Origin of the sequence: Brevibacterium sp. 91QC2O2, from assembly GCF_024580695.1 — a bacterium.
In the GTDB taxonomy this organism is placed as follows: Bacteria; Actinomycetota; Actinomycetes; order Actinomycetales; family Brevibacteriaceae; genus Brevibacterium; species Brevibacterium moorei.
This window is the reverse complement of the sequence record NZ_JANIJY010000013.1, coordinates 37,835-60,064: the sequence shown is the minus strand read 5'-3', so window position 1 is coordinate 60,064 and position 22,230 is coordinate 37,835. Positions and strand designations below refer to the sequence as shown.

Sequence of the window (22,230 nt, the reverse complement as noted above, 5' to 3'; positions counted from 1 at the left end):
AGTTGGATATATGCGTTCATCCAGTGGCCTCCTGCGTCAGATATTCGCGAATCGTATCCGCAGCGCGCTGATCCCACTGGCAGCCTCGCTCATCGTCATGGTGTTGCTGGCTCTGCTCTACATTCCGCTGACCACGTTCCGGGCCGATGCGAAGATCCTCAACGATGCCCGTGACCGGGCGGCCGCCGAGGCCAAGCACGCTCAGCAGGCCGACCGGGATGGCGGGAACACCAGTGGCGGGAAGGGCCATGCGGCCGGGCACTACCGGGTCGCGGTGGGCATCGACGATGAACAGCGGGAACTGTCCACCATGGATGCGAAACCCCAGTGGAGGAATTTCTCCCAGACCTTCGCCGACAAATTGCAGGCCCAGCCGGCCGGCAACACCGAGGTCACCGTCGTCAAGCCGAAGCAGGCCAGGAAGCTGGTGGCCGATGGCAGTGTGGCCGCCGCGCTCGTCTTCCCCAAGGGCTTTACCGACACGATGACGGAGACGATCGACCGAGTCTCTCGACAAGAACGTTATCCGCAGGCCTACACGCACCATATGGACCTGCTGGCCGGGCCGGATGCCCGAGCCGAGGACGGCTTCGACCTGGATGCGTATCGGAAGGACACAATCGCCCCGGCCCTGCGGGAGAGCCAGAAGGAAATCCGCCTGATCGCGCTGAAATGGGATTGTGCCGGCGTCATCGACAAGCCGAACGTCGAATGCAAGGCCGACCGGACGGCCCGCTACAACGCCTTCGAACAGGCCTATGACTTCACGGTGAAGAAGGTCGCAGGGCCGGCGCGTGCGAATACGGGTCCCAGCGCGGACGCCGCTGTCGTGGCCGGCGGGCACAGAGCGGCACCCACAAGCGGCACGACGACATCCGGCACCGAAACGTCCGATACCGTAACGCCCGGTGCGCAGGGACAGGACGGCGAACCGATCACCGTCTCGCCCGAGCAGCACGCCGACTCGCTCACGCTGGCCTTCCGCAGCGCCCTACCGCTGCTGCTCGTGGCCGGTGCGCTGACCGCGGGCTTCGCCTCGGCCTGGCTGGTGCGCCGTAGGGTCCGCCGCACATACGGTGGGTACGAGGCCGCCCCCGACGCCTCCGAGCCCGAACACGAAACCGCCCCCGGTGCTCTCGAAGCGGGGCATGAGTCCGGTCCGGCCACCCGCGAACTGGCAGCAGTCGACGCGCGGGTCGACACACAGGTCGATCCGCGTACCGCGTTCGGCGCCAAACAGCTGCTGAGCCTGGGCACGGTCGGCATCCTCACCCTCGCCCTGCTGGGGGTGTGGGCTCTGCTGGGCTATCTGGGCAATTGGTCCGGGGGCTTCGCGAACACCGGCGGACAACTGCTGGGCGGTTTCACCCCGCTCATCGCCTCACTCCTGTGCGTGATCGTGTGCCTGGTGGTCGCCACGCTCACGGCCTGGTCGGTGCTGGCCATCGACGCGGTGTTCGGGCGAACCATCGGAGGGTTCCTCAGTATCAGCCTGGTCATGTGCGCACTCAGCAGTGCCTTCGGCATCCTGCCGCTGGTGCCCGGCTGGTGGTTCATCGAGCAGATCACCTCCGACCAGTTCCCACGGAACCTCCTGGGATCGTTCCCCCATGGACACTTCGGGTGGCGGACCCTGAGCACCGTAGTGTCCGCGACGACCGGCGGCTTCTCGCTCTCCGCCTACCGCGCGGTGGCGGTGCCGGGTCTGGTCTACGCCTGCGTGGCATTGCTGGTGGTCAACGCGGTGACCAGGGCCTGGCTGGGACACCTGGTGCGTCGGCCCCGCCGCAACCCCCGTCACTGAGCGGGCTGCACATCCCAGCGCGCCGACGCCTGGGATGTGCAGGGATCGCCTCAGCGGACCTCGCGCCGGGTCTCCAAACGTCGGTCCTCGCGGTACGGCACGAACAGCACGCTGGAGCGCGCATCGCGCAACACAGCGGCCGAGGTCCGCCCCAGCTGTACCCGCATGCTCTCGAACAGCCCCATACCGCGCTTTCCAACGGCCAGCCCGGAGGCCTCATCGCCGGCCTCGACCAGCACCTCGGCGGGCGTGCGGCCCGCGGCCGGCACGTATTCGTGCACGATCACGGCGCCGGGGACCTCCGCGCGCAACCAGGCCAGGTCGAATTCGACCTGTGTGGCGACCAGATCGCCGGGTTCGTCCTCGCGGATCACCGTCAGCACCCGCAGCGGCACGCCGAGCACCCGGGCGTAGATTGCGGCATCGATGGTCGCGATCGCGGAGTACACCGAGGTGTCCAAGCCGACAACCACCGGCTTGCGGTCGCGCGGATGGCCGTCGGGAACCTCGGATTCGGCCTTCTGCCCGGGCGTCTGCCGCAGGATCAGCACACTGCACAGAGCATGCCCGGGGATACCGGCCGCCACGGTGCCCAGACGGCCGGGCTCGGCCTCGTCCTTGCCGTGTTCGCCCAACACCAGGAGGGTCGCATCCGCGGCCAGGTCGACCAGCACCTCGGCCGGATCGCCGGTGGTGGCCAGGGTGGTGAAGACCGCTTCAGGGGCGTGTGTGGAGAGTTCGTCGGCCAGCTCCTCGAGCCGGGCGTCCGCCCGCTCCAGCTGGGATTCGTCGACCACCGCGACCAACCGGACTTCGATCCCGGTGGACCTGGCGTCCTTCATTGCCCACCAGGCGGCCTCCCGCGATGCCTGCGATCCGTCGATTCCGACGACGATGAACTTGTCGTTGCCCACGGACAGCCTCCCGGTTACGCCTTTGCACTATGCAGCAGAGCACTACGCAACAGATCCTAACAGGCGCCGGCACGACAGAACCCCGACACCATGGAATCATGGTGTCGGGGTTCGGATTGCCGAGCCGCTTGAGAGAATCGAACTCTCGACCTTCTCATTACGAGTGAGACGCTCTGCCGACTGAGCTAAAGCGGCAACGCAGATAACTCTATCGGCTCGGCTGCCTCCAGGTCAAAGCTGCGAATTGAGATGTCGACCACAGGCGAGTCGGGCGCAGCGCGCCGGGGCCATGCCCCACCGACGCAGTGCCCCGTAGACTGGACGAATGGACCTCGAGCTCTTCCTCTCCCAGTTCAAGACCCTGGTCGAATGCGAATCCCCCACCTCGGACCCCGCAGCACTGTCGCGCTCCGCCCATCTGGTGGCACGCGTGGGAGCCTCGCTGCTGGGTGCCGCTCCGCGGGTCCTGACCCCCGGTGACGCCCCGCACCTGCTCTGGCGCTTCGGCTCGGGCCCCCGCCGGGTCTTGCTGATCGGCCACCACGACACGGTCTGGCCGCTGGGCACCCTGGAGCGCATTCCCTTCTCGATTCGCGCCGGCGTGGTCCGCGGCCCCGGCACCGACGATATGAAGGGCGGGGACCTCATCGCCCTGCACGCCCTGGCCGCCGTGCGCGCGAGCCGCGGGAACCTCGACGGGGTCAGCCTGCTCATCACCGGCGATGAGGAGATCGGCTCGGTGTCCTCGCGCGGCATCATCGAGGCCGAGGCCGCCGGCGCAGAGGCCGCACTCGTGTTCGAAAGCGGCGAAGGCCACCGGGAGGGCGCGGTGAAGACCGGTCGCAAGGGCGTTGCCCTGTACCGGTTGGAGATCACCGGTCGGGCCTCCCACGCCGGTGTCGAACCGGAGAAGGGCATCAACGCCACCACCGAGGTCGCCGCCCAGGTGCTGCGCATCGCCGCCCTGGACCGGCAGACGGCCGACGGCACCTCGGTCACCCCCACCGTCATGACCTCGGGGACGACCACGAACACCATTCCCGCGCAGGCCTCCGTCGCAATCGACTCGCGCGCGCAGACCGCGCACGAACAGGTGCTGGTCGACCGCCTGCTGCACGGGCTGCGCCCGGAGATCCCCGGGGCCGGGCTGGAACTCTACGGCGGGATCAACCGGCCCCCGCTGGAGCGTGCCCTGGCCCTGCCCCTGTTCGAACGCGCCGCAAGGATCGCAGGGGAACTGGGGCATCCGGCCCTGGCCGAGGTCGAGGTGGGCGGCGGCTCCGACGGGAACTTCACCGCGGGCCTGGGCGTGCCGACCCTGGACGGGCTGGGCACGGTGGGCGGCGGTTCGCACGCCGACACCGAACACGCGCTGATCGAGTGGATCCCGCGCCGCGTCGAACTGGTCGCCCACCTGGTCGACCAGCTGCTGGGCTGAGCTCCGCACACCTGCGCGGGGACGGGCGGGTCAGTCCACGCTGAGCCAGGGATTCGACAGGCCGATGAAGGCCGCCTCCATGATCAGCAGCGGAGCGGTGTTCGTCTGCAGTCGGCGGCGCGCCAGGCCGAGCACGTCGATGCGCTTGAGGGTGGACTCGGCGTCCCCGTCCTGGGCAAGTTTGCGAATCCGCTCCTCCGAGCCCAGGTTGATCCAGCCATCGGTGCGCCCCAGCTGGAACAGCAGCACATCGCGGTAGAGCGACAGCAACTCCAGCAGCATCGCATCGAGTTCATCGCTGCGGGCGCGGGCGTCCCTGCGCTTCTGTTCCTCTTCGAGGCGCTTGACCTGGGCGCGCAGGGCCGGAGGCGCCGGTTTACCCTCCTCCACCCCCAGGGTGGTCAACAGCCGGGAGCGTTCCTGTGCGTTGCGCTCCGCGGTCCGCGCTGCCGCGCGTTCCTGAGCCAGGTCGACCATCTTGGCGGCCAGGCGCACGGTCGCGCCCACGGACTTCAACCGCCCGGGGATGCCCAGCACGTGTTCGCGGTCCAGCGCCGCGTCCTGGTCCCTGGCCAGGTACCGGGCCCGGCCGATGTGGTTCTGCGCCGCGGCGGCCGCCCACCGTGCCCGCTCCGGATCGACGCCGTCGCGTGACACCAGCAGATCCGCGATCGCCTGGACCGGGGGAATGCGCAGATTGACATTGCGACAGCGCGATCTGATGGTCGTCAGCACATCCTCGGGACTGGGCGCGCACAGGATCCACACGGTGGCCGGCGGCGGTTCCTCAATGGATTTGAGCAACACGTTCGAGGTGCGCTCCGTCATCCTGTCCGCGTCCTCGATGATCATCACGCGCCAATCGGCGTTGACCGGTGCCGTCTGGGCGGTGCCCACCAGTTCGCGCACCTCGTCGATCGTGATGAGCGCCTTCTGCGTGGACATGACGGTCATCGATTCGTGTGTCCCGGCCAGGGCCCGGCGCGCGGCGGGCGTATCCGCGGCACCCTCGTCCGGGGTGAGCAGGGCCGCTGCGAAGGCGCGCGCAGCATTCGACCGACCGGATCCCGGTGGGCCAGTGATGAGCCAGGCGTGGGTCATCCCCGCGCTACCGGTGGCCGCGGCGTGCGCGGCGTGGGACAGCACGTCGATCGCAGCGGACTGGCCGACGAGTTCACCCCAGACGCTCACTGACGGTCACCGTCTTCACGCGTGTTCTTGGCCTGCTGCTGGCGCAGCTTCGCCTGGCGCAGTCGTTCCCTGGCCTGCCGTTCGATCTGCGCCTGCGCGCGCAGCCGGCTGGAATCGAAGCGGGGCCGCAGCGCCGTGGTGGGCGCCTCCTCCGGCTCTTCCGGGGCCGAGGCCTCCTCCGCCTGCTGCGCGGGTTCGGGCTCCGCCTCCCCCGGCTCCACATCCTCCGGCTCCACATCCACCGGGTCCGCGTCCGCCGGTTCACCGGCCCCGTCCGGTTCCCCTGATTCGGACCTCGCCGCGCGCTCTCCCCGTTCCATAATGCGGTCAGTGGCCACCTGCGAGGCCCAGTGGACCTCTTCGGGGTCCATGCCCTCACGCAGGAATTCCGGCAGATAGTCGTCGTCCGGATCCCGTTCGACTTCACCCTCGAGCTCGTCGACCTCGGCTTCGAGGTCCTCGAGTTCGACGTCGGAGTCCAGGTCCTCGATCTCCTCGTCGACCTCCGCGGTTTCAGAATCGGTTTCAGACCCGGCCCCGGAATCGGTTTCGGAATCTGTTTCGGTCGCCTGCTCGGAGTCCGGCTCCGGCTCCGCGGCGTCATCGCCCAGCGGACCGGGAGCCTCGTAATCGGCGATCCGGGCTGCAATGAGCGGGTCCAGGGCACCCACCACATCGGCGGCGACCTCCTCGACACCGCGCGTCCCGTCGATCACGACATAGCGCTGCGGGTCGGCCTGGGCCAGTTCCCGGAAGGCCCGGCGCACGCGTGTGCGGAAGTCGTCGGCCTCGCGGTCGAAGTGGTTCTCCTCCCCGCGTTCGGCAGTCCGCTTGCCCGCCGCCGCCAGATCCGCGTCGATGAGCACGGTCAGATCGGGCCGGAGCCCCAGGGTGGCCCACTCCGAGAGCCCCGCGATGTCCTCGGCGGACAGTTCCCGGCCCGCGGCCTGATAGGCGATGGAGGAATCCGTGTAGCGATCGCCGAGCACCACCGCCCCACGTTCCAGGGCAGGACGCACCAGGGAGGCCACGTGGTCGGCCCGGTCGGCTGCGTAGAGCAGTGCCTCCGCCCGCGGAGCCACCGGATCCCCACCCTGCACGACCTGCCGGATCTGCACCCCGGCCGGGGTCCCGCCCGGTTCACGGGTGGATACGACATCGTCCAGTCCGTTGTCCTTGAGGTGCTGGGCCAGCAAGCGCAGCTGGGTCGTCTTGCCCGAACCGTCGATCCCCTCGAAGGTGATGAAGACACCGGGATGTTCCGGAGCCGCCGTACCTGCGGAGGGACCCGCAGCGGGCCCGGCCGCCGACCCCGCGGCCGAGTCTGCAGAGGACCCGTGCCCGGCCGACAGCACGGTGGTCGCCGCGTCCTCGGCGGAATCGGCGGTGTCATCGACACCCGCCTCCCCTGTCTTCTGTGCAGCGGCCTGCGCCACCGCCGTGCGCAACGGGGTGAAGGCGTGGACCAGGTCCACGCCGATCCCCCGGATGCCCTGCGGGGCGAAGGTGAACAGGGCGATGACGCCGGCAACGATCGCGGCCAGGCCCAGCAGGATGTGCGTGCCCATCGCCGGGGTCATGCTCCAGGTGAAGTCCGCATTGAAGGCCACGTCGAAACGCGGCAGCAGGGCCGCCAGCACCAGGCCCAGCAGGCCACCGGCGGCCAAGCCGTAGCGGCGGCTGATCGGGTAGGGCTGGGCGCGCAGCCCCACCCCCACACAGAATGCGGCGAGGAAGCTCATCAGCACCAGGCCGGAGAGCTCGGTCAGCACGCCGGTGCCGACACCGGCCAGGCCGGCCGCCACCAGTGCCAACGATGTCAGACGCGGACGCGACATGCCCGGTGCGAAGGTCGGCCCGACCTCGTAGCCGGATGCCCAACCGCCCAGGATCGCCAGAACCGCCAGGGCGAAGCCGGCCAGCCCGTATCCGTTCTCCGTGACCACCGGCAGGGCCAGCACCAGGCCCGCGGCAAGCAGGGCGACCAACAGATGGCAGACCCAGGGATTGGCGATGTCAACGGGCGCGCGGGTGCCGGGCAGGGCCTGGCGCGTGTTGATCGCAGCAGTGGGCTGGGGCAGATCCGCAGGGTTCACGTCCGGGGACAGGAACACCAGGAGCGAACCGGCCAATACGCCGAGGGCACCGAGCGCCAGCAGCCACGACAGCGTGCCGGCCGCTGCACCGGTGCCGACCGCCAGCTGGGCGATGGCCAGGACGAACAGGCTGACGCCCACGCCGATCCCGGCAGTGCGCCACGGCTTGCGATGCAGCTGGGGGACGTGCCGGGTCACCGCCGCCAACAGCGCGCCGAGCAGCAGGCAGGCCGTCCAGCCCAGCCAGGCGCTGGGCACGAAGGCGAAGACCCCGGCGACCACGCCGGTGGCGGCGCCCAAGCCGGTCAGCACCTTCGAACGCACCGCCGGCAGCATCTGTTCGAAGACCTTCTGTGGCACGATGAAGCCCACGCTGAGCACGACGGCTGCGATCAGCAGCCACCAGGTGCCGGTGGAGAAGTCGAATCCGCCGGAGGTCTGCGCATGCCAGACCCCGCCCAGTCGCGCCGGCCACAGCACCCCTGAGATCCCTATCATTCCGCCGATGCAATAGCACAGCGCGGCCGTCGTCACGACGACGAGCCAGGAGCTGGTCTCCAGTACAAGATGGCCCAGGGTCGTGCGCTTCACCGGTGGCTCTAAAGTACTCACGACTCCAAGCCTACTTGGCAGCACGGACGTAGAGCCCGCACAGCGCGCCGGATGGGTACGCTTGAAGCGTGCTACCCGAACTCACACTGTTGCCTATCGGCAGCCAGGACCCCCTGACCGCTCTGTCCCTGGCCCGTGTCCTGCTGGACCGGGTCCGCTCCCGCGAGCGCGGTGCCGCCCTGCGGATCTACCGTCCGGCGCCCACCGCGGTGTTCGGCGCGCGTGACCGGTTCCTGCCGGGCTTCCCCGCCGCGATCGAGGCCGCGCTGGACCACGGGCTGACCCCGGCGCTGCGCACCCTGGGCGGGCGGGTCGCCGTCTATACGGAGGGTTCCCTGGTGGTCGATCATGTGGAGCCGGCCGATGATCTGCTCTCCGGCACGCAGGAGCGGTTCACGCAGTTCGGGCTGATGTACGCCGCGGCCCTGCGCGCGGTGGGGGTGGATGCCCAGATGGGTGAGATCCCCGGCGAGTACTGCCCGGGTGAGCACAGTGTGAATGTGGCGGGGCGGATCAAGGCGATCGGCACGGCCCAGCGGGTGACGAACCGCGGCTGGCTGTTCTCCTCGTCGATCATCGTCACGGACGCCGCCCGGGTGCGCGCGGCACTGACCGACATCGAGGCGGCCCTGGGTGTGGAGTGGGATCCGGCCACTGGCGGGGCGATCGACGAGATCCATCCGGAGGTGACGGTCGAGCAGGTGCACGAATCACTCCTGGCCGCATACCGGGAGCACTACACCCTGGTCGCAGGCGACTTCACCGCGGCGGAGCTGGCCGCCGCGCGGCCGTACAACGACCGGCAGCGGCTGCCGCGCGGCTGAGTTCCGGCGCGCGGGCACCCGAGGGCCCGGGCCGACGGGGCGGACCCCGCCGGCGCGGGGGTGCTCAGCTCTGGCCCGCGGCCTCGGCCGCCTTCTTCGCCGCATTGGCCTTCCGGGTCGCGGCGGCTTTCTTCGCGGCGGCCGAGCGGGCGGCCTTCTTCTCGGCCTCCGTCTTCGCGGCCGTCGTCTTCTTGGTGGTCGTCTTCTTCGCCGGTGCCTTCTTCGCGGCCCCGCGCTTCTTCGCCGGGCCCTTGGCGCGTTTCTCGGCGATCAGCTCGAAGGCACGCTCCGGGGTGATCGACTCGACCGAATCGTCCTTGCGCAGGGTGGCGTTCGTCGTCCCGTCGGTGACGTAGGGGCCGAAGCGGCCGTCCTTGAGCACCACCGGCTTCTCGCTGACCGGATCGGCGCCGAACTCCTTGAGCGGAGCCGCGGCGGCCCGTCGGCCCCTGGTCTTGGGCTGGGCGTAGATCTTCTCCGCTTCCTCAAGGGTGATGGAGAAGATCTGCTCCTCGGTCTCCAGCGAGCGCGAGTCCGTGCCCTTCTTCAGGTACGGCCCGTACCGGCCGTTCTGCGCGGTGATGGCCACGCCGTCCGCGTCCTTGCCCACCTCCCTGGGCAGGCTCAGCAGTTGCAGCGCCTGGTCCAGGTCGACGGTGCCCAGGTCCATGGATTTGAGCAGCGATCCGGTGCGCGGCTTGACCTTCTTCTTGCCCTTGCCCTGTTCTGCTTCGGGGATGATCTCCGTGACGTAGGGGCCGAAGCGGCCGGTCTTGGCCACGATCGTGTGCCCGGAGGCCGGGTCCACACCCAGTTCGCGGTCCCCGTCGCCGGCGCCGGCGATGAGTTCGGCGGCCTTCTCGCGCGTCAGTTCGTCCGGGGCCAGGTCGTCCGGGACGGATACGCGCTTGGGATCGTCGCCCTCCTGCAAACCGCCGGCGGGTGCCGTGACCTCCAGATAGGGCCCGTAGCGGCCCACCCGCAGGGCGACTCCGTCGTCGATGCGCACCGTGTTGATCTCACGGGCGTCGATATCGCCCAGATCGTCCACGGTGGGTTTGAGGCCGGGGTGGCCGGCGGACTTGTCGCCGTAGTAGAAGTCGGCCAGCCAGTCCGCGCCGCGGCGCTCACCGCTGGCCACATGGTCCAGGTCGCTTTCCAGGTCGGCGGTGAACTGGTAGTCCACCAGGTCGCCGAAGTGCCCTTCGAGCAGGCGCACCACGGAGAATGCGACCCAGGTGGGCACCAGGGCGGAGCCGCGGTTGCGGACGTAGCCGCGGTCCTGGATCGTCGAGATGATCGCGGCGTAGGTCGAGGGCCGGCCGATCCCCAGCTCTTCGAGCTGCTTGACCAGGCTGGCCTCGGTGAAGCGCGGCGGCGGGGCGGTCTGGTGCCCGGCCGGGGCCGCGTGGGCCACGGACAGTGCGGAGCCCTCGGCGACCTCGGGCAGGCGGGATTCGCCCTTGGACGCGTCGTAGCGCTCCTGGTCGCGGCCCTCCTCGTAGGCGGCCAGGAAACCGCGGAAGGTGATGACCGTGCCCGAGGCGGTGAAGCCGGCGGTGCGCTCGGCACCGTCCGCTCCGGCCGGCAGCTGCGCTTCGATCCGCATCGTGGCGGTCTTGCCCTTGGCATCGGCCATCTGGCTGGCCACGGTGCGCTTCCAGATCAGGTCGTAGAGCCGGAATTCGTCGCCGGAGAGTTTGCCGGACACCTGTGCCGGGGTGCGGAAGGAATCGCCGGCGGGCCGGATCGCCTCGTGGGCCTCCTGCGCGCCCTTGGACTTCGCGGCGTAGACGCGCGGGGAGTTCGGCACGTATTCGGGGCCGTAGAGCTCCGAGATCTGGCTGCGCGCAGCACTGATCGCCTGCCCTGAGAGCATCGACGAGTCGGTACGCATGTACGTGATGTAGCCGTTCTCGTACAGCGACTGCGCGGTCCGCATGGCCTGGCGCGAGCTCATCCGCAGTTTGCGCCCGGCCTCCTGCTGCAGGGTCGAGGTGGTGAAGGGCGCCGCGGGCTTGCGCGAGTACGGCTTGGTCTCCAGCCCGGAAACGCTCAGCGCATCGTGGGCCGGGCCGTTCAGCGCTTCGGCCAGTCCGGTGGCGATGGCCTCGTCGAGCACCACCACATCCGACTTGGCCTTGAGCTTGCCACGGTCGTCGAAGTCGCGGCCGGTGGCCACCCGGGTGCCGTTGTAGCTGGTCAGGCGGGCGGGGAAGGGTGCGGCGTCCTTGGGTGCGACCGTGCCGTCGGGGGCTTTGAGTTCCACGTCCAGGTCCCAGTAGGACGCGGACACGAAGGCCATGCGCTCGCGTTCGCGCTGGACGACCAGGCGGGTCGCCACCGACTGCACGCGGCCGGCGGACAGGCCGGATCCCACTTTGCGCCACAGCACGGGCGAGACCTCGTAGCCGTAGAGGCGGTCGAGGACGCGGCGGGTCTCCTGCGCGTCGACCAGTGCCCCGTCGATCTCGCGGGTGTTCGTCAGGGCGCGCTGGATGGCCTCGGGGGTGATCTCGTGGAACACCATGCGCTTGACCGGGACCTTGGGCTTGAGCACTTCGAGCAGGTGCCAGGCGATCGCCTCGCCCTCCCGGTCCTCATCGGTTGCCAGATAGAGTTCGTCGGCGTCCTTGAGCAGGCGCTTGAGTTCCGCGACCTTCTTCTTCTTGCCGGGGTCGACCCGGTAGTAGGGCTTGAAGTCGTTCTCCACATCCACGGCGAACTTGCCGTAGGGGCCCTTTTTCATCTCCGGGGGCAGTTCCGAGGGCTGCGGCAGGTCGCGGATGTGACCGACCGAGGCCTCGACGTCGTAGCCGTCGCCCAGATAGCCGACGATCGTGCGCGCCTTCGTTGGCGACTCGACGATGACCAGGCGACGCGGATGAGAAGCAGTTGTGGGCACTGCGTTCCTTTCGACTTTTCTTGGACACGGATTGGTGCGCATTGGTGCGTCCGCAGCCCACCCTATATATAAGGTACCCGCTTGGCGAACGCGGGACACTCACCCTCCACGCAGGTAGGCTGGCCATATGGCTGATCTAAGTGCTGCGGATCTGCTCGACGGCCCGCGCGGCCGCAGGCTGGTCCTCGAGTTCCTCCAGGTGGCCTTGGGCCGGGTCTTCGCCGCGCACTCCGACGGCTCAGGGAAGCCGCTCGATCGCATCGGCAGGGAACTGAAGGAGCTGTTCTCCACCGTGGGCGAGGCCTCATATGCGCTGGATCCGGGCGCCGGTTCCACCGTGGTCCGGTACTCGACGCGCGAACCGCGCGACTGGGGCCTCTTCGGCCCGGGCTCCGGCCTGGTCTACAGCATGCTGCCGGCCGAGGCCCTCTCCCCCGACCCGGATGACGACCCCGACCCACAGCGGTCCGCGGCCGCCGCGGGTGCGGCACTCGGCCGCGCCCTGCGGCTGCTGGGCGAATTCGCACCGGCGGCGACCGCCGGAATGCTCGACGAGGCCTGGGGCATTGCGATCAACAACGCCCGCTACTGGCAGGAGCCCGACGGGGACGATCTGCTGGCGGAGAACCCACGGGTCGCAGCATGCCTGCGCCGGGTCGCAGGGCTCCTGGTGGACTCGGGCGCGCTGCACGGCTGGGAGGCCGTCTGTGATCCCGGTGAGCAGTTCGCCGTCGACTGGATCGAGGACGAGGATATGGCCGAGGCCGGAACCGGAGCCGGCACGGACTCCGCAGCGGGCACCGGCTCCGGGGCCCTTGCCGAGTCGGAACTCAATCCGCAGCCGGCCACCGCCGTCCTGCTGGACTGGTGGTCCCAGACGGTCGACGCCGAACAACGGGACCGCAAACACTTCAAACGCGATCCCGGCGCGATGGCCGGCGGGGAATGGTGGTCGTGCCCGCCGCGCAACCTGACCACCACCTCGGGCCCGTATCCCCTGGCGCCGGGGCCCAGCGAACTGTATCTGGTGGAGGATTCCTTCGACCCGGAGACCGCACGGGTCACCGCCTGTCTGCCCCCGGTCGGTTCGGCCATGCGGATCCACGAGATCCACACGCCCGAGGACTGGGTCGTCCTGGTCCGGCGCTTCCCCCTGGACGTCTCCGCCTCCCGCCGCAATGTCTGGTACCTGGCCACCGGCCGCGATGTCCGCTGGCTCATCCCGGACTGGCAGCAGGTGGCCGAACACTACGATGCCGTGCACGTGAGCCTGGCGGGCTATCTGCGCACCGCGGGGCGCGCCCTGCCCGTGGGCGGAATGGGCTGGCTGCCAGGTGACAAGCGGATCGGCCACGGCAATGAGGCGACCGTCATGGCCGGGTGGAATCCCGATGAGACCTTCTGGCTGCACGACCTACCCCAGCGGATGGGGCGCACCGTCACCTGGCGCTGGTGCGACGAACCCGATCCCGGCCACTGGGTCCGCGACTGACGCCGGGTTACTCCCCCGCGGGGTAGACGATGCCGGCGGGGATGAGGGTGTGCAGCTGTTCGGCCAACTGCGCGGTCAGGGCCGCAGCGTCCACGCCCAACAGTTGCGCCAGCGCCGCGCCCACCTGGCCCAGGGTCAGCGTCCCATCGGCCACCCCCACGAACCCGGCCAGCGCAGTGTCGGTGTCGAAGGTCCGCGCGAATCCCGTGCCCTGCTCCAGGGTGATCATCGTCGGCTCCTCGGCGCCCGGGGTGAAGTGCCGGTGCTCCGTGACATCGCTTGCGCGTAGGAACTTCGTGCCCACCAGCTCCGCGAAGTCCACACCGGCCAGCCACTGCAGCATGGCCAGCCGGGTGTCCAGGTGCAGTGCCAGCCCTGCGTTGTTCGCGCCCAGCGGCCCGCTGATGACTTCCAGGTGGCGCAGCGGCTCGCCCACACCGACTGTCTCGCCGGACTCTGCACTTTCGGCGCTCCCACTGGGCACCGACCCGTCCTCGGCCCGCTGCATGCGCACCCAGCCGAAGGCCACCTCGGACACTCCGCGTGCCCGGAAGTCCTCCAGCCAGGCGGCCGTGTCGGCGTTCCAGCGCCGTGAGGCACGCGGCACCCCGCCATCGCGAATCCAGGTCTCGGCATAGGCCACGGCGTCGAGCCGTTCGCGTTCGATGATCATCACGTCGGTGTCGTCGGCGGTGATCCAGGCCAGCGGATCGGACTCCCAGTTGCCCAGGAAGGCCGTCTGTCCCCCGGGACGCAGGTGTTCCGGCGCGCCGGAGAGGACCGCGCGCATCAGCTCATCGCCGGGCTTCCCGCCGTCGCGGTACTCCAGGGTCTGCGTGTGGCCCTGCGGGGTGATGACGAAGGGCGGATTGGACACCAGCAGGTCCACGGGTTCGTCCAGCGGCTCGAACAGCGAGCCCAACCGAGTCTCGATATTGTCCAGCCCTGCCAGGCCCGCGCCCAGCCGGGTCATCGCCAGGGCGCGCTCGGAGACGTCCGTGGCCACCACGCGCCGGGCATGCCTGGCCAGCAGCAGGGCCTGGATGCCGCAGCCGCAGCCGATGTCGGCTGCCAGTTCGACCGGCCGGCGCGGGGTGATCTCGACCAGGGTGCGCCCGGCCCCGCCCAGGCCCAGCACGAAATCGCCCGCGACCTCGCCGCGGGTCAACGTCCCGTGGTCGGAGAACAGGTAGAGCACATCGCCGGCCGGCCTGCCGTCGGGGAAGTACCGGGGCACGCCCACGGGCACCGCATAGGGCTTGAGGTCCAGGGTGGCGTGGATGCCGTCGGGCCCCTCGACCAGCAGGCCGGCGCCGCCGAGGTCCCGCAGCAGGTCGGCGCCGAAGGTCGCCTCCGCCGCGGCCCAGTCGACTCCGGCGTCGAGCACGAACAGCCGGGCCAGCACGGGCAGTCCGGCTTTGGCCCCGCGGGTGAACCACAGGGCCGGGGCGGCGTTGTTGCGCTCCAGGGCCGCCTCGATCCGGGTGCCCCAGTGCCCGCGCAGCCCGGCCGGGGTGAAGTTCGTGTCCGCGAGCACGCCGCGCAGCGCGGCCAGGGTGCCGCGGTCCGGCTCCGGCACCGCGGGGGTGGCCGGGGTGCTATCCGCCGGGATCTCTGCCGATTCCGCCATCATGCCTCCTCCATCGGTTCGTCGACGTCGATATAGGCCCGGATCCGCCCGGCCTCGACATTGCGGCCCAGCGTGGCCAGCACGCCGGCGTAGACGGTGGCGATCGCAGTGCGCGCGGGCCCGGGCACACCCACCACCTTGTCCAGGGCACCGGAGAGCACGTTCGCCGCATCCTCGAGTTGGTCCGCGGCGATCAGTGCCTGGGCCGCGGCGTATTCGGCATAGGCCGCGTTCTCCTCGTCACCGGTGCCCAGATAGCCATCGGCGGCCTGCAACAGCTGGGGCACCGCCTCGTCCGTGTGGCCCAGCCGCAGCAGGGTCCGCCCGTAGGTGTCGCGGGCATCGGCGATGTACCAGGGATGCAGCCCGGCCTCCTGCGAGTCCTCCAGCGCCGTGCGCAGCAGCTCGAGTCCGGCCTCATCGCCAAGTTCGCCCAGCACCCGGCCGACGTGGCGCTTGGCCGCCACCAGCAGGGTCGTATCGGCCGAGCGGGCGGCCAGCTCGAGCACCTGGGCGGCGAACCGCCTGGCCTCCGCCTCCTCTTCCGCGCGCAGCGCCAGGTCCATCAGCTGCCTGCCCGATTTGACGCCGAAGGAGATCGCGAACTGCGCGTCCTGATGCTCCGGGGCCTGTTCGGAGGCCGCCTGGGACACCAGCAGGGAACGCAGCCACGCGGTGTAGGCGGCCTGGTAGTACTCGCAGGCGTTCGCCGCCACCCCCAGCCAGTACTGGGACAGGGCCGTCTCCCCCGGCAGCGTCGACTCATCGGCCTCGAGCCCGTCGGCCAGGTCGCTCAGGAGGTCCAGCGCGTCCTCGGCCATTCCGGCCCCCAGCAGGCTCTCGGCCTCCCATACGACCATCTGGCTGTCCGCCGGCTGCCCGGCCTCCCTGGCCGAGGCATTGAACACGTGCAGGGCGGCGGCCACCTGCGGCCCGCGGTCGAGGCTGAACAGCAGCCGGGCGCGCAATCCGGTGACCTGGTGCAGGGGCAGCAGGCCACGGTGCGCCAGTGCCACGTCCGCGGCCTGGCCCGCCAGGCGGGCCGCCGCCTCGGCATCGCCGTCGATCTCCGCCGCTGCGACCGCGCGCAGATAGACCAGGTCGTAGATCTGCGGACCGCGGGGGCCCGCTTGCGCCAGGGCGTCGAGCAGTTCGAGCTGGGTCCTGCCCTCATCGGCGTCGATCGGCACCAGCCAGGCCGCACCGGTCAGTGCCGTGCGCACCACATCCGCATCGCCGGCCGCGGCTGCGACCAGGCGCGCCGTGCGGTAGAACTCGTAGGCCATGGATTCCATCTGCCCGCGGGTGGCGTCGTCGAGTGAGCGGTCGCCGGAGCGTGCCCGGAAGTTCCTGGCCTGGGCCAGCAGCAGCCGTGCCCGGCCCCGTCCGGTTTCGGTCGACTCCGACTCCGTTTCGAGGATCCGGCCGATCTCCTCCGCCTTGTCCTCGTCCGGCCCGCCCAGGGCCAGGTGCCCGTATGCCCGCTCGAAGGCGGCCTCGACCGGCAGGCCCAGGGCCTCATAGGCGGCGACGCGCATCGCCACCGTGTGGGCGATGTCGGCCGAGCGCGCCATCCGGCTCAGGTCCAGGGACTCATCGTCAAGGGCGCCGGCGTCCGCCGCGATTGTGTGCAGTTCGCAGGCCAGCTGCCATAGATAGAGCCGGTCAGCGGGTTCCGGGTCCAGGGCGAAGGCGGCCCGCAGCGCCCGGTCCGCCGCCGCCAGGTCCCCGTCGATCAGCCGCCAGGCCACCAGATCGGCCCAGCCGGCGGCGTCCTGCGGCTGGGCGGCAGGCTGTGGGGCCGCGGGCGGCACCTGGATCCCGAAGGGCAGGTCCCGGCCCTGCCCCACGCGGACCCGCGCCAGGTCGAGGCGCGCATGGAAGCGCCCGTTGTCGTTGCGGCGGTCGAAGGCCGTGGCGATCCGATCCGCCGTGGCCTCGGCGACCTCGGCCAGCTGGTCCACCGTGTAGGGCCCCGAGTGCTCGCCGAGCACCGGCACCAGGCGGGGGTCGTCGGAGCCGCGCACGGTCAGCGAGCCGTGGCCTGCCGCCGCGATGATCCGCAGCGCGGTCAGCAGATGGGTCAGCACGCCGAAGTGCCCGCCGACGTCCAGGGCGTCGTGGCCCAGCTGGGACAGGTGGCGCTCCAGCAGGGTCAAGGCCCGGGACAGGTTCCCCGTCAGAGCGCAGAACTCGATGTGCGCCGCCACCACCGGCAGCAGCGCATCGTTCTCCTTGGCCATCCGGTAGCCGGCCCGGTGGGCGAACAGCGCGTCATCGTCGCGTCCGGCGTGCAGCAGCGGCACCAGGACCGAGGCCATCACGGATTCTGGCTCCTCACCACAGCTGAACTGCCCGGCCAGGATCTCGTCGTAGTACTCCAGGGCCCTGGCCTCGTCGCCGCGCTCCAGATAGTAGTCGACCAGTTCGGCGCGCTCGCAGGCCTCGCAGTGGCTGTACTCATCGCGCTGCGTCATGGTCAACAGCTGCCTGTACTCCTCCGCCATGTCCAGATCGCCGGTCCGGTAGGCCTGGGAGAAGCGCGCCTGGTAGACCCCGGACAGGCCCACGCCCTCGCGCCGGTAGCGCTGTTCCATGTCCGCCAGCGCATCGGAGACGTCGGCCAGCCGGAAGGCGGGATTGGTGGCCAGGGTCGCAGGGATCCACTTGTAATACCAGAGCAGATCGCAGTCGTCGACCACCGTCGGGAAGCGCTGTGGGTCGGACTCGTTGTGGGTGACGCACCAGGCGAAGTTCTGCAGCACGCCGTCGACGTCGCCGCCCATTTCGGCGAAGGCCACCAGGCGCATCCGCACCCGGTATTCGGTCTCCTCGTCCCCGGCCTCCCGCACCAGTTCCAGCGCCTCGTCGAGCAGCGCACGACCGGTCGGACCGAAGGGCAGCGCGTCGACGCGGGCCAGCAGCTCGGCCGGGCCCATGTTCTGTTCACTCATCGCCGCTCCCCTCGACGGTCCCGTCCCCGGTCCCGTTGCCAGTCGGGTCCGGGCTCTCGTTGCCCGTCGGGTCCGGGCTCTCGACGCTCAGCGTCACGATGTCGGTCAGCGCCCGGTCCAGAATCCGCCGGTCGCCGCGCTCCAGGCTGCGCCGACCGGCCATCAGCGCCTGGACGTAGAGGACCCGCACCGTCGGTGCGAAGGCCGGTCCGGTGGATTCGGCCAGGGTGCGCACCAGCCGGTTGTGCCAGTTCAGGCACAGGCGGCCCACGGGCCCGGCCGGGGCCGCGGCCAACTTGCTCAGCAGGGAACCGAACAGGCCGCCGGACTCCCGGGCCACCTCGGCCCTGGTCGTCTGTTCGAGCACCTGGCCGTCGACGACGTAGACGGCCGCGACGTCTGCCGGGGCGAAGCAGCGGACCGTCACACCGGTATCCACATCGTCCAGGGCCGCGGTGCAGCGGGCCTCGAAGGCGGTGACCGCCGGGCGCTCGGCCAGCGGCGGTTCGGCCAGGGCGTCGACCAGCTCCGTCGCGCTGGCCGGCACCACCACCGCGCCCGGCACGATTTCGGGCAGCCGGTGCAGCAGGGCCTCGTCGTAGACGTAGCCGGCGTTGACCAGCGGGGCGTCGGGGGCGGCCAGCGGGCTGAGCTGCCGGAATTCGTCGACACTGGTCGTGTAGCGCAGCCGTGGGTGGGCGCGCACCAGGTCCGTCAGCAGGGCGGGGCCGGCCGAGGTCTCGAACCGCAGGTGCGGCAGCAGCAGGTCGGCGAGTTCCTCGTCGTGGACGGCCACCGCTTTGAGCCCCAGCTGGTGGATGGCCAGGAATTCGCTCAGGGCCGCCGGCCGGGTGGCTGCGATCGAGAGCACCCAGCGGCGCAGGGTGTCACCGATCGCGTCGCGCGTCAGGTCGAGGGCGGCGTCCTCGATGAGCGCCTCGCGCGCGGCGGTGGGGTGCAGACCGGTCGTGTTGACGACGCAGCGGACGAAGAAGCCCCATTCGGGCAGCAGATCGTCCAAGCGCTCCGACAGCAACATCCCGCCCAGATAGGCGCGGGTGGCCTGCCGGGCACCGGGTGCCGGGGCATAGGGCAGAACGTAGGCGACACCCGTGGTACCGGTGGCGGGCACGTCCAGCGGGATCGCCTCGATGGGCCGCGCGCCGATCAGCTCCTCGCCCAGCTCCAGCAGCGCCGAGGCATCCGCCTGGGCCGGATTGCAGAAGACGGGGGCGCGGTTGATCCGCTGCTCCCGGCCGTCGACGCGCACCACGTCGACCGGGGTGGGCAGGTACTCGCCGAAGCGCCGGGCCAGTTCGAACACCGACTTCTCCCTGGCCAGGTCCGCATCGTCCCCGCGCGGGCGCAAACGCACCCGGGTGCCCACCGGCATGGGCTCGTCCGTTTCCCGGACCGTGAACGTGCCGTCGGCCCGGCCGGTCCATTCCACACCGGGACCGCCGGCGGCCGAACGGCTGAGCACCGTGATCTCGTCTGCGATCATGAAGCACGACAGCAGCCCGATGCCGAACTGTCCCAGGCGGTCCGACCTGGGCAGGTCCAGGAAGTCGCGTTTGGACGAACGGCCGACGGTCGCCAACAGGTCCGAGACCTCGGCGCCGGTCAGGCCGATGCCGTCGTCGGCGACCTGCAGATAGTCCTGCCCCGGCCCCAGCGGGGTGATGATCATGCGCGATCCGCCGCCGTCGGCCGCGCGGCGCGCGGCGATCGCATCGTGGGCGTTCTGCATGAGTTCGCGCAGATAGACCTGCGGGCCGGAGTAGATGCTGCGCGACAGGAGTTCGACGACCCCGCGCAGATGCACTTGGAAGGGCCGGGTAAGTTCGTTCGTCACCCATCCAGCCTAACGGCGGCGGGGATAATAGTCCCCATGGCCTCCTCCCAGTTGATCGACCTGCTCACCGCCCACGGCGCCAGAGCCGATCGGGTGACGCATCTCGAGGCGCTGCCTGCCCGCTCCGCCCGGTACGCCGACTGGCCGGATTGGCTGCACGCCGAGGTCCGGGGCGTGATCGAGCGCACCGGGATCGCCCGGCCCTTCACCCATCAGGCCGCCGCCGCGAATGCCGCACATGCCGGGCACGACACCGTTATGGCCACCGGCACCGCATCCGGGAAGTCGCTGGGCTATCTGCTGCCGATCCTGGATGCGGTGGTCCGCACGCGCGATGACATTCCGGTGCGTCAGGCCACCGCCATCTACCTGTCCCCGACCAAGGCCCTGGCCCACGATCAGTTGGGGGCGCTGAAGAGCCTGCCACTCAAGGGCCTGCGGCCGGTGGGATACGACGGGGACGCCGCCCAGGCGGACAAGGACTGGGGCAGGATGTACGCCAATTTCATCCTGACGAATCCGGATATGCTCCACCGCAGCGTGCTGCCGAACCACATCCGGTTCGGCCGCTGGTTCAAGGCGCTGCGCTATATCGTGATCGACGAGGCGCACCGGTACAGGGGCGTCTTCGGATCCCATGTGGCACTGGTGCTGCGCCGGCTGCTGCGGATCGCCGCCCACTACGGTGCCGCGCCCACCGTGATCGGGGCATCGGCGACGATGGCCGAACCGGCCGCGGCTTTCGCCAGGTTCACCGGACGTCCGGCGGTGGAGATCACCGAGGACGGATCACCGCGCGCGCCGGGCACGTTCGTGCTGTGGGAACCGCCCCTGACCCCGGCCGCCGACGCCGCGCTGGCTGCGGGTTTCGCCGACGCGGGGCCGGACGACGGGGACAGTGGTGGTTTCGCCAGAGGGGCCGCGGCGGCGGAGGCCCGACTCGAAACGGAGGCGGCCGGCCTCGACGACCCCTGGGCGGATTCCGCCGGGCCCGCAGCCCTGGCCACGGCGAGCGCACTGCCGGCGGACGCCCCGGTGCGCCGCTCGACGATATCGGAGGCCGCAGACGTGTTGGCCGATTCGACCTGTGCGGGCCTGGGCGCGATCGCCTTCATCGCCTCCAGGCGGGGCACCGAGGTGCTGGCCGATGCCGTGCGCACGAAGGTTTCCGATGTCGCCGATGAGCTGGCCGGGACGGTGGTGGCCTACCGCGGTGGGTATCTGCCGGAGGAGCGTCGGGCCCTGGAGCTGGGCTTGCGGGGTGGCAGGCTGCACACGGTCGCCTCGACGAACGCGCTGGAGTTGGGCGTGGACTTAAGCGGGATGGACTTGGTCGTCATGTGCGGCTGGCCGGGCACCCTGGCCAGCCTGTGGCAGCAGGCGGGGCGGGCGGGCCGGGCCGGGCGCGAATGGCTGGCCGTGCTCATCGCCCGCGACGATCCCCTGGACACCTTCGTCGTCCATCATCCCGAGGCCATCTTCGGCGCCCCAGTGGATGCCGGGGTGATCGATCCGGAGAATCCATATGTGCTGGGCGGGCACCTGTGCGCGGCGGCCCAGGAAGTGCCGTTGACCGTCGAGGATCTGGAGTTCTTCGGTCCGGGTGCCGCCGAGGTCGTGGCCGGGTTGACGGCGGCGAAGATGCTGCGGGCCCGGCCGACCGGCTGGTTCTGGGCCAAGGCGGAGTCCGCTGCCGCGTTGACCGATATCCGCGGTTCGGGGCAGGCGCAGGTGCGCATCGTCGAGGCCGCCACTGGGACCCTGCTGGGCACGATCGACGATGCCGCCTCCCATGCGCAGGTGCATGCCGGGGCCGTGTACCTGCACCAGGGAGTGGGCTATGTGGTCAGCGAGCTGGACCTGGCCGAGCGGGTGGCGCTGGTGGTGCGGCAGAAGGTGGACTATTCGACGCGGGCGCGCACGCTCAGCGAGATCACGGTGGAGTCCTGCGAGGAGTCCTACACGCTGCCCTCGGGGGCCACGGTCAACCACGGCATGGTCGTCGTGACCGAACAGGTGACCGGGTATCAGCGCAAGCAGAACGGCACGGGCGTGGTCCTGGGCGAGTTCCCGCTGGATCTGCCGGGCCGGGATCTGCGCACCCATGCGGTGTGGTGGACCGCGCCACCGGATCTGTTGGAGGACGCGGGAGTGGATCAGGCGCAGCTGCCCGGTGCGGTGCATGCCGCAGAGCATGCTTCGATCGGCCTGTTGCCCCTGTTCGCCGGCTGCGACCGGTGGGACATCGGCGGGGTGTCGACTGCCATGCACGTGGACACGGGGCGGGCCACGGTGTTCGTCCACGACGGGCAGGCCGGCGGGGCAGGCTTCGCCGAACGTGGTTTCGCCGGGTTCGACGCCTGGCAGCGGGCCACGCTCGAGGCGATCGAGTCCTGTGAGTGTGTGGCCGGCTGTCCGTCGTGCGTGCAGTCGCCCAAGTGCGGCAATGGCAACGATCCACTGGACAAGGACGCTGCCCGACGCCTGCTGCGCGCCCTACTGCACACTCGATGAG

General features: G+C 70.3%; 12 protein-coding genes and 1 tRNA gene. 5 read left to right on the top strand and 8 right to left on the bottom strand.

Going from position 1 to position 22,230, the window contains the following annotated elements; all coding sequences use genetic code 11:
- The first annotated feature begins 10 nt into the window (after window positions 1-10).
- Window positions 11-1,804, top strand: coding sequence for a hypothetical protein (locus NQ036_RS10315; RefSeq protein ID WP_257058720.1), 1,794 nt, complete (start codon window positions 11-13; stop codon window positions 1,802-1,804).
- Window positions 1,805-1,854: 50 nt separating this feature from the next.
- On the opposite strand, the gene NQ036_RS10310 is transcribed toward NQ036_RS10315, so the two are convergent.
- Together NQ036_RS10310 and NQ036_RS10305 are read right to left on the bottom strand one after the other, a co-directional pair.
- Window positions 1,855-2,718, bottom strand: a complete 864-nt coding sequence (locus NQ036_RS10310; protein WP_257058719.1) for a universal stress protein — start codon at window positions 2,716-2,718, stop codon at window positions 1,855-1,857.
- A 122-nt stretch (window positions 2,719-2,840) separates the two neighbouring features.
- Window positions 2,841-2,913, bottom strand: a tRNA-Thr gene (locus NQ036_RS10305).
- A 130-nt stretch (window positions 2,914-3,043) separates the two neighbouring features.
- Between NQ036_RS10305 and NQ036_RS10300 the strand changes: the two genes are divergently transcribed.
- Window positions 3,044-4,156, top strand: coding sequence for a M20/M25/M40 family metallo-hydrolase (locus NQ036_RS10300; protein ID WP_257058717.1), 1,113 nt, complete (start codon window positions 3,044-3,046; stop codon window positions 4,154-4,156).
- A 30-nt stretch (window positions 4,157-4,186) separates the two neighbouring features.
- On the opposite strand, the gene NQ036_RS10295 is transcribed toward NQ036_RS10300, so the two are convergent.
- The gene (locus tag NQ036_RS10295; protein WP_257047975.1) at window positions 4,187-5,347 is read right to left on the bottom strand and encodes a DNA polymerase III subunit delta'; all 1,161 of its coding nucleotides are present in this window, start codon (window positions 5,345-5,347) and stop codon (window positions 4,187-4,189) included.
- Window positions 5,344-8,055 (bottom strand): dTMP kinase, encoded by a 2,712-nt coding sequence (tmk, locus tag NQ036_RS15820; RefSeq protein ID WP_257058715.1) that lies wholly within the window; start codon window positions 8,053-8,055, stop codon window positions 5,344-5,346. The genes NQ036_RS10295 and tmk overlap by 4 nt, the downstream gene beginning before the upstream one ends.
- Window positions 8,056-8,123: 68 nt before the next feature.
- Here tmk and NQ036_RS10285 point away from each other — a divergent pair, with 68 nt between their 5' ends.
- Window positions 8,124-8,879 (top strand): lipoate--protein ligase family protein, encoded by a 756-nt coding sequence (locus tag NQ036_RS10285; protein ID WP_257047973.1) that lies wholly within the window; start codon window positions 8,124-8,126, stop codon window positions 8,877-8,879.
- 64 nt (window positions 8,880-8,943) lie between these two features.
- On the opposite strand, the gene topA is transcribed toward NQ036_RS10285, so the two are convergent.
- Window positions 8,944-11,826 (bottom strand): type I DNA topoisomerase, encoded by a 2,883-nt coding sequence (topA, locus tag NQ036_RS10280; protein WP_373456758.1) that lies wholly within the window; start codon window positions 11,824-11,826, stop codon window positions 8,944-8,946.
- An 85-nt stretch (window positions 11,827-11,911) separates the two neighbouring features.
- Here topA and NQ036_RS10275 point away from each other — a divergent pair, with 85 nt between their 5' ends.
- Window positions 11,912-13,276 carry a hypothetical protein gene (locus tag NQ036_RS10275; RefSeq protein ID WP_257047966.1) on the top strand — a complete coding sequence of 455 codons (1,365 nt, stop codon included), beginning with the start codon at window positions 11,912-11,914 and terminating at the stop codon, window positions 13,274-13,276.
- 7 nt (window positions 13,277-13,283) lie between these two features.
- On the opposite strand, the gene NQ036_RS10270 is transcribed toward NQ036_RS10275, so the two are convergent.
- From NQ036_RS10270 to NQ036_RS10260, 3 genes are read right to left on the bottom strand one after another with little or no spacing between them, the layout of a single operon-like run.
- Window positions 13,284-14,906 carry a class I SAM-dependent methyltransferase gene (locus NQ036_RS10270; protein WP_257058713.1) on the bottom strand — a complete coding sequence of 541 codons (1,623 nt, stop codon included), beginning with the start codon at window positions 14,904-14,906 and terminating at the stop codon, window positions 13,284-13,286.
- Window positions 14,906-17,860, bottom strand: a complete 2,955-nt coding sequence (locus NQ036_RS10265) for a hypothetical protein (RefSeq protein WP_257058711.1) — start codon at window positions 17,858-17,860, stop codon at window positions 14,906-14,908. The genes NQ036_RS10270 and NQ036_RS10265 overlap by 1 nt, the downstream gene beginning before the upstream one ends.
- Window positions 17,853-19,715, bottom strand: coding sequence for an HSP90 family protein (locus tag NQ036_RS10260; RefSeq protein WP_257058709.1), 1,863 nt, complete (start codon window positions 19,713-19,715; stop codon window positions 17,853-17,855). The genes NQ036_RS10265 and NQ036_RS10260 overlap by 8 nt, the downstream gene beginning before the upstream one ends.
- A gap of 36 nt (window positions 19,716-19,751) precedes the next feature.
- On the opposite strand from NQ036_RS10260, the gene NQ036_RS10255 reads away from it, so the two are divergent.
- On the top strand, window positions 19,752-22,229 hold the full coding sequence (locus NQ036_RS10255; protein WP_257047961.1) for a DEAD/DEAH box helicase: 2,478 nt from the start codon (window positions 19,752-19,754) through the stop codon (window positions 22,227-22,229).
- Window position 22,230: the final 1 nt, after the last annotated feature.